This window comes from Cellulosimicrobium sp. NPDC030954, assembly GCF_055571305.1.
In genome coordinates this window covers 1-8,048 of record NZ_JBVIFN010000023.1, presented here as the reverse complement: position 1 = coordinate 8,048, position 8,048 = coordinate 1, and the positions used below count along the sequence as shown (strand labels likewise).

General features: G+C 75.4%; 8 protein-coding genes. 4 read left to right on the top strand and 4 right to left on the bottom strand.

Annotated elements, in window-relative coordinates:
- Positions 1-385 precede the first annotated feature (385 nt).
- Positions 386-1,480 (bottom strand): helix-turn-helix transcriptional regulator, encoded by a 1,095-nt coding sequence (locus ACZ402_RS20205; RefSeq protein WP_375826117.1) that lies wholly within the window; start codon positions 1,478-1,480, stop codon positions 386-388.
- Positions 1,481-1,573: 93 nt separating this feature from the next.
- Here ACZ402_RS20205 and ACZ402_RS20200 point away from each other — a divergent pair, with 93 nt between their 5' ends.
- Together ACZ402_RS20200 and ACZ402_RS20195 are read left to right on the top strand one after the other, a co-directional pair.
- Positions 1,574-2,674, top strand: coding sequence for an ATP-binding cassette domain-containing protein (locus tag ACZ402_RS20200; protein WP_375826116.1), 1,101 nt, complete (start codon positions 1,574-1,576; stop codon positions 2,672-2,674).
- Positions 2,671-3,525 carry an ABC transporter permease gene (locus ACZ402_RS20195; protein ID WP_375826115.1) on the top strand — a complete coding sequence of 285 codons (855 nt, stop codon included), beginning with the start codon at positions 2,671-2,673 and terminating at the stop codon, positions 3,523-3,525. The genes ACZ402_RS20200 and ACZ402_RS20195 overlap by 4 nt, the downstream gene beginning before the upstream one ends.
- 17 nt (positions 3,526-3,542) lie before the next feature.
- Here ACZ402_RS20195 and ACZ402_RS20190 read toward each other — a convergent pair whose 3' ends face one another.
- From ACZ402_RS20190 to ACZ402_RS20180, 3 genes are all read right to left on the bottom strand, one after another.
- The gene (locus tag ACZ402_RS20190) at positions 3,543-4,154 is read right to left on the bottom strand and encodes an aspartate/glutamate racemase family protein (protein WP_375826114.1); all 612 of its coding nucleotides are present in this window, start codon (positions 4,152-4,154) and stop codon (positions 3,543-3,545) included.
- A 55-nt stretch (positions 4,155-4,209) separates the two neighbouring features.
- Complete coding sequence (locus ACZ402_RS20185; RefSeq protein WP_375826113.1) at positions 4,210-5,664, bottom strand: restriction system modified-DNA reader domain-containing protein; 1,455 nt, start codon at positions 5,662-5,664, stop codon at positions 4,210-4,212.
- Between the two features lie 115 nt (positions 5,665-5,779).
- The gene (locus ACZ402_RS20180; RefSeq protein WP_375826112.1) at positions 5,780-6,100 is read right to left on the bottom strand and encodes an MTH1187 family thiamine-binding protein; all 321 of its coding nucleotides are present in this window, start codon (positions 6,098-6,100) and stop codon (positions 5,780-5,782) included.
- Positions 6,101-6,157: 57 nt separating this feature from the next.
- Here ACZ402_RS20180 and cofD point away from each other — a divergent pair, with 57 nt between their 5' ends.
- Both cofD and ACZ402_RS20170 read left to right on the top strand, forming a co-directional pair.
- On the top strand, positions 6,158-7,111 hold the full coding sequence (cofD, locus tag ACZ402_RS20175) for a 2-phospho-L-lactate transferase (protein ID WP_375826111.1): 954 nt from the start codon (positions 6,158-6,160) through the stop codon (positions 7,109-7,111).
- Complete coding sequence (locus tag ACZ402_RS20170) at positions 7,104-7,964, top strand: CofC family guanylyltransferase (protein ID WP_375826110.1); 861 nt, start codon at positions 7,104-7,106, stop codon at positions 7,962-7,964. Before cofD ends, ACZ402_RS20170 begins: the two co-directional genes overlap by 8 nt.
- Positions 7,965-8,048 lie beyond the last annotated feature (84 nt).

Below are 8,048 nucleotides of genomic sequence, written 5' to 3'. Positions count from 1 at the left end.
CCGGACGGGCAAGAACAGCCAGCCATGCCACAGGGACAAAAATTGGCATTGACTAACAAGCACACTGTTGAGTTCTCAAACAACCGACACACACCGCCTCCGACCTCGTTCCCGAGGCCCTTGCGCGGGGCGCTTCCTTCGTTCTGAATCCTACCAGACCCGGCCGTTCGTCCCGGACCGGTGAAAACCGGATTTCCGTTCAGAAATGTACCTGATCCAGACACCCTCACCTTACTCACGGCGCAGCACTGTGCTCCGAGAAATCTGGTGGGAGTTTCACCCGGGGGACCAGCCACTTCGCATCTGCTCCGAGGAGCTGTGCCGTGGTGTCTGTTCCTCCCTGCCGGGCGACCTCGAGAACATTACGGGGTCGCGGGCCAGGAGGTCAACTCGCGCCGTCGTGACCCGGACCACTCTCCTCCGGGGCGGCACGACCGGTGCGCGCCGCCCCTCGCGCGGGGCGTTCCCCTGCGGAGGCAGCGCCCGTCCCCGCGGTCCCGGCCGCCGTCGTCGCCCGCACCGCGAGGCGGGTCATCGCCGTGCGCAGCTCGGCCGGCCCGACCACGGTGAAGGGGGCGTCGAAGATGCCGAACCAGGCGGCGAGCCCACCCCACGACCACGAGCCGGCGGTCAGCCGGCAGCGCCCCTCCCCCACCGCCTCGACGAGGGCGCCCGTCCCGGCCCACGCCGCGACGACGGCGGCGTCGAGCTCGAGCTCGACCGTCCCCCGCGCGGGCATCTCCGGCTGCGTGAACCTCTCGGCGACGAACGTCGCCACGTCGGGGGCGGGGAGCTTGCGCCGCTCGAACCGCGCCCCGACGCCCTCGCGAGGTGCCATCCGGTCGATGCGGAACGTGCGCCAGTCGTCCCGGTCGAGGTCCCACGCCACGAGGTACCAGCGGCCGCCCCACGTGACGACGTGGTGCGGCTCGACGCGACGCGGCGCGCGGAAGCCCTCCCCTTCCCCGCTCCCCGGCGCCCGGAGCACCTCGCCCGTCCCGCCGTCGTAGTCGAACCGGAGCACACGCTGTCCGCTGGCGGCGGCCCCCACGGTCAGGAGCACGTCGGGTCGCACGGCGGGGAGCGACCGCTCCCGCCGTCCCGGCACCGCCGTCACCTCCAGGGCGTCGATGCGCGTGCGCAGCCGCGCGGGCATGACCTGACGGATCGTCGCGAGCGCGCGGGCCGCGGCGTCCTCCACGCCCGGGAGCGCCCCCGTGCGCAGCGCGATCGCGACGGCGACCGCCTGCTCGTCGTCGAACAGGAGGGGCGGCACGTCCGCCCCGGCGTCGAGCCGGTACCCGCCGTCGGGCCCCTTGATCGCGCGCACCGGGTAGCCGAGCTCGCGCAACCGGTCGACGTCGCGCCGCACGGTGCGCGGGCTGACCTCGAGCCGCTCGGCGAGCGCGGGCCCCGGCCAGTCCCGGCGCGCCTGGAGCAGCGAGAGCAGGCGGAGCAGTCGTCCTGAGGTCTCGAGCATGTCCTCAGGGTCGCACGGAGTAGAGGACCGAACCTGTCCTCTACCCCTGGGAACGTCGGTCTCGACGCATCAGCACACCCAGGAGGAGCCACCGTGATCCGCACCAGAGCACTGACCAAGGACTTCGCCGTCGGGCGCGACGCGAGCGCCACGGTGCACGCCGTGCGTGGCATCGACCTCGACGTCGCGCCGGGCGAGCTCGTCGCCGTCCTCGGCCCCAACGGAGCCGGCAAGACGACCACGCTCCGCATGCTCACCACGCTCGTCCGCCCCACGTCGGGGACCGCCACGGTCGCGGGGCACGACGTCGTCGCGGAGCCCGACGCCGTCCGGCACCGCATCGGCTACGTCGGGCAGGGCAACGGCGCCGGCCACGCGCAGCGCGCCGTCGACGAGCTCACCAGCCAGGGCCGCATCCACGGCCTCGACCGGCGGACCGCACGACGCCGCGCCGACGAGCTGCTCGACTCCCTCGAGCTCGCGTCGTACCGCACGCGCAAGGTCTCCGACCTCTCCGGCGGGCAGCGTCGCCGGCTCGACGTCGCCATGGGCCTCGTGCACGCGCCGTCGCTGCTGTTCCTCGACGAGCCGTCGACCGGCCTCGACCCCCACAACCGCGCGAACCTGTGGGAGCACGTGCTGCGCATGCGCGAGGACGCGCTCGCGGCGACGGGCGAGCCCATGACCATCGTCCTCACGACGCACTACCTCGACGAGGCCGACACCATGGCCGAGCGCGTCGTCGTCGTCGACCACGGCCAGGTCATCGCCGACGACACCGCCGAGAACCTCAAGGCGGACCTCGCCGGGGACCGCGTCGTCGTCACGCTCGCGCCCCCGCACGGTCACGAGCCCGGTCACGCGCACGACGACGCATCGCGGCTCGTCGCGCTCGCCTGCCGCGTCGAGGGCTTCCGCGAGGCGACCCGCACGCCCGACGCCGCCCCCGCCGTCGGGCACGGCGACCGGCCCACGCTCGAGGTGCGGGCCGAGCGCGGCGACGCGTACCTCCCCCGACTGCTCCGCGCCGCCGACGCGGACGGCATCGACGTGGAGACCGCGCAGGTGCACCGCCCCACGCTCGACGACGTCTTCCTCGCGCTCACCGGGCGCAGCCTGCGCGAGGCGGGCGCCGCCTCCGCCACCGACGCCCCCGCCGAGGACACCCGCCCCACCGAGAGGACCGCAGCATGAGCACCGTCGACCTCGCCCCCACCACCGTCGCCCCGCACCCGGCGCCCGCCCGCCCGCGCGCACGCCGCGGGCCCGCCGCCTTCGCGCGCGACACCGGGATCGTGCTCGTCCGCGAGCTGCGGCCCGTGCTGCACGACCCGTTCTCCGTGCTGTTCGGGCTCGTCCAGCCGATCGTCTTCCTCGCCCTGTTCGGCCCCCTGCTCGTCGGGTCGCTCGGCGGCACGACGACCGGGCAGGAGGTCCTGGGCGGCAACGTCTGGCAGTGGTTCGTCCCGTCCATCCTCGTCATGACCACGCTCTTCGGGACCACCACGACCGGGGCGAACCTGCTCGTCGAGCTCCAGACGGGCGCGCACGAGCGCATGCTCGTCGCCCCGCTCTCGCGGGCCTCGCTGCTCGTGGGCCGCGCGCTCAAGGAGATGGTCCCGATCGTCGCGCAGTCGGTCGTCGTCGTGCTCGTCATGCTCCCGTTCGGGTTCGCGCTCCACCCCGCCGGCGCCGTCGTCGGGCTCGCGCTCCTCGCCGTCTTCGGCGTCGGGATCGGGTCCCTCAGCTACGCGCTCGCGCTCGCGGTGCGCAAGCAGGACTGGATGTTCTGGGTCGTGCAGCAGACGCTGATCTTCCCGCTCATGATCCTGTCCGGCATGCTCCTGCCGCTCGAGACCGGGCCCCGCTGGATGCAGGTCGCGTCCGACGTCAACCCGCTCCGGTACGTCGTCGACGCCGAGCGCGCGCTGTTCGCCGGCGACCTCACCGCCTCGGCCGTCGCGTGGGGCTGGGTCGCCGCCGCCGTGACGGCCGCCGTCGGGCTCGCGGTCGGGATCCGCGCCATGGTGCGCTCGAGCGACTGAGCCCGTCCATCCTCGCGTCAGGCCCGGGCCAGCTCCACGGCCCGGGCCACCGCGCTGCCCGGGCTCGTCAGGACGGGGACCGGAAGGTCTGCGAGCAACGCCGCCGCGGGCGCCATGCTGGCCTGCGCGAGCACGACGACGTCCGCTCCCCGCCGCCCGACGGCGTCCCGCGCCGCGTCCGCGACGCCCCGCCGGTACGCGCCGAGGTCCCCGGCCTCGAAGTCCGCCCACGCGTCCGTGCAGACCACGGTGTCCAGCTCGACCACCGTCCCCGCGCGTCCGGCCGCGTCGGCCAGGAGCTCCGTCGTCGGGCCGAGCGTCGAGGCGAGCGCCACCACCACGGCGACCCGGCCGCCGTCGCGCACCGCCGCCTCCGCGAGCGGGCGGTCCACCCGCAGCACGGGCGCCCCGGCCCGGCCGACCTTCTCCGCGACCGGCCCGAGCGTCGAGCACGTGCACACCACCACCGACGCCCCCGCCGCGACGAGCGCGTCGACGTGCGCCCGGACCCGCTCGCCCGTCGGCGCACCCGCTCGCGCGTCGTCCAGGAGCGGCGCGTCCACCCGGTGCACGTGCCCCTGCCCCGGCGCGACCTCGTCCACGAGCGCGCCGAAGGTCGTGACATGCACGTCAGCCGTGTGCAGGAAACCGATCACGTGGCCGTGGCCCGAGCGACGACGCGACTCAGGCGTGGTGCTCGCGGAAGGCGTCGGTGAGGGTGGGGCCGTCCTCGGCGCCGAGGCGCCAGACGCTCCACCCGTCGGCGGTGTGGGTGCCCGACACCGCGACGGCGGCGAGGTCGGGGTGGCGGTAGCGCGCGCCGTCGGAGAGCTCGATGAAGCCGTCGGGCTGGAGGACCGCCTCGAAGCGCTGGCCGCGGCGCGGCCGGGACCACACGAGCTCGCGGGGCGTGCCGAACGCGCGGGCGAGCGCGACGAGGTCGGGGTCGTCGTCGGGGCCGAGCGGCACGTCCACGGGGGGCGGCGGCGGCGCCGGGACCACGTCCCGGCTCGCGGACGCGCGCGTGGGTGCCGGGTCGAGGTCGACCGGCGGGTGGTACGACAGCGGGTCGTACGGCTGCTCGCGCGACGGGCTGCGCTGCTCGCCGTACTCGTGGGTGAGGTACGACTCGCGGGTCCGGATCGACTCGCGGGTGCGGATGGACTCGCGGGTGAGGATCGACGTGCGGGGGGTCGGCGTCTCGTCGCCGGCCTCGACGGGTCGGCGGTCGGCCCAGCCGGTGGACGCGGGCTCGGGCACGGTCCGCGCGGTGAGCGGGTCGTCGAGGGGCACGAAGTCCAGGACCGGGGGCTCGGCGTGCGACGGCGCCGAGGGCGCGGCGACCGGGGCCAGCGGGCCGGTCTCGTCGGCCGCGGTGGGTGCGATCCCGGGGAGGGCGCGCGGCTCGAGCTCGGCGGCACGACGGCGCTCGGCCCGGGACTGCGCGGCCTGCCGCGTCACCACGGGAAACTTGCCGGTCAGGGCTCGGCCCACGGCGACGCCGTCCGCGAAGTCGGATCCGGGGGCGACGGCGCGGCCCCGGCGGGGCTCGGGTGCCGCGGGTGGTGCGGGGTTGTCGCGCGTCATCGCGAGCGGGGACACGTCGACGAAGCGGCGGCCGTCGGCGCCCTGCACGACGCCGAGGCGCAGGACCGCGACCGGCGAGCCGGGCTGGCGGAGGAAGTCGAGCGCGTCCTGGATGCCCGGTGCGGCGCTCGAGCAGATGACGATGAGCCGTGCGCCGGTCGCGCGCGCGGTCGCCTGGGAGCGCGTGAGGGGGACGTTGTCGTAGAACGCCGCGACGTCCTGCTGGAACCGCGAGGCGCCGCCGGTGTAACGGGCGGCGAGCTCGGCGCGCGTGAGGCGCCCGGCCCGGCCGGCGTGGTTGAGCGCCGCGGTGAGGGCCTCCTCCGTGAGCTCCGCGGTGACCTCGATGACGACCGGGAGACCGGCGGCGTCGAGCGCGAGGAGGTGGGGCTCGTCGTCGGACGTGCCCTGCGCGACGGGGAAGATCTGCTCGCCCAGCAGCCCCTCGATGTTGCCGTCCACGACCCGCTGCGCGTCCGTCCCGAAGGCACCCGCCGGCTGGGGCGGCTGGACCAGTACGGGACGCTCGGCGTCCACCTCGAAGAGGGGCATCGGGGGTTCTCCTGCTGCAGCGGGACGCGACCTGGGCGGGGGCGTTTGCGCCATAGCCTACGTCGCCGGTCAAGTCCCTCGAACCGGTCGAACCACCCGCGCGCGACCCCGCAGGTCAGGCGTGCCCGGTCTCCTCCGACTCGGCGGCGAGGCGCTCCTCGACCCGCTCGACCTTCCCCGTGAGCTCCCCGGTGCGGCCCGGGCGGATGTCGGCCTTGATGACGAGCGAGACGCGGTGCCCGGCCGCACCGACGGCCTCGGTGGCGCGCTGGATCACCGGCATGACGGCGTCCCAGTCACCCTCGATCTCGGTGAACATCGCGGTGGTGCGGTTGGGCAGCCCCGACTCGCGGACGATGCGGACGGCCTCGGCGACGGAGTCCGCGACGGACTCGCCGGCACCGAGCGGGGCGACGGAGAAGGCGAAGACGGCCATGGGCCCCATCGTGGCACGGCGGCGGACCACGAACCGCCCCGACGTAGGCTCGTCGTCGTGACAGCAGAACACCGCACCGACCGCGTGACCGTGCTCGCGGGCGGGGTCGGCGGGGCACGCCTCGCGCACGGCCTGGACCTCGCCGGGGCCGACCTCACGGTCGTCGTCAACGTGGCGGACGACGTCGAGCTGCACGGGCTGTGGATCTCGCCCGACCTCGACACCGTGACGTACACGCTCGCCGGGCTCGCGGACGAGGAGCGCGGCTGGGGCGTGGTCGGCGAGACGTACGCGGCGCTGGACGCGATGGGCCGGCTCGGCGAGGACACGTGGTTCACGCTCGGGGACCGCGACCTCGCGACGCACGTGGTCCGGACGGCCGGGCTGCGCGCGGGCGCGTCCCTGACCGAGGTGACCGCGCGGCTCACGACGGCGCTCGGCGTCCGGGCGCGCGTGCTGCCCGTCAGCGACGACCGCGTCGCGACGCTCGTCGACACGCCCGCGGGCCGCCTCGGGTTCCAGGAGTACTTCGTGGGGCGCCGGCACGCGGACGACGTGCTGGGCCTCGTCTACGACGGCATCGAGGCGGCGCGCCCGGCGCCCGGCGTGCTCGACGCGGTGACCGGCGCCGACGTGGTCGTGGTCGCGCCGTCGAACCCGTTCCTGTCGGTCGAGCCGGTGCTGGGCGTCGCGGGCGTCCGGGACGCGCTCGCCGGGACGTCCGCGCGCCGCGTCGCGGTGAGCCCGATCGTCGGGGGTCGTGCGATCAAGGGGCCCGCCGCGCAGATCCTCACGACGCTCGGGCACGAGGTCTCGGCGCTCGGCGTCGCGCGCCTCTACGTCGGGCTCGTCGACGTCATGGTGATCGACGAGCACGACGCCCACCTCGCCGACGCCGTGCGGGGTCTCGGGATGGACGTCGTCGTCACGGACACGGTCATGGGCGGTGCCGCGGGCCGCGAGCGCCTCGCGCGCACGCTCCTCGCGTCGGCGGGCGCTGCTCGTGGGTGACCTCGTGGTGCCCGACGGCGCCGCTCGCCCGGGTGGGCCCGCCCGCCCGGGGCGCGTGGTCGCCGTCGTGCCGCTGCGTGACGGGTCGTCGGGGAAGTCGCGGCTCGCGCACGTCCTCGACCCGGCGTCGCGCAGCCGGCTGATCGCCGTGCTCGCCCGGCACGTCGTGGGGACGCTGCTCACGAGCGACGGCGTGGAGCGGGTGGTCGTGGTGACGTCGGACCCGCGGTTCACGTGGCGCGCGCTGCGCGACGTCGTGGTGGACGAGTCCGCCGGCGCGGCGGACGCCGCCGGGTCGGACGGGCTCCCCCTGCTGACCGACGACGCGGACCGGCTCCGCATCGTGCTGCAGCCCGCGGACCGGCCTGGGCTGGACGCGGCGGTCGACGTCGGCCGGGAGATCGCGGCCGAGGGCGCGTCGAGCGAGGGCCCGGTGCGGCTCCTCGTCGCGCACGCCGACCTCCCCGCGCTCACGCCCGCGGACGTGGCGGCGCTGCTCGCCGAGGACGCGCCCGTCGTCGTCGCGACGGACCGCCGGGGCGCGGGCACGAACCTCCTCGTCCTCGATCCCCCGGCTTCCGCGCCGTCGAGCACGGGGTTGCTGTCGGAGAGCGGCTCAGAACGACAGCAACCTCGTGCTCGGCCGGTGACGGGGTTTCGGTTTCGGTTCGGGGTGGGGAGCCGTGCCGCCCATGTTGCCGAGGCCGAGCGGCTCGGGCTGCGGGCCGTCGTCGTGCAGCGGCCGGGCACCGCGGTCGACCTCGACACCGTGGAGGACTGGGGCGAGCTGCCCGCGGACGCGCGCGCCGTCGTCGGGCTGCACGTCCCGGCGCTGCGCGACCGCGACGCCTGATATGTAGGCCGTTCTGTCAAGTGGCAGGTTGGAGCACCCGCCTCGGACCGTCGTCCGGGACGGGTGCTCCTCTTGTCGCGTGGT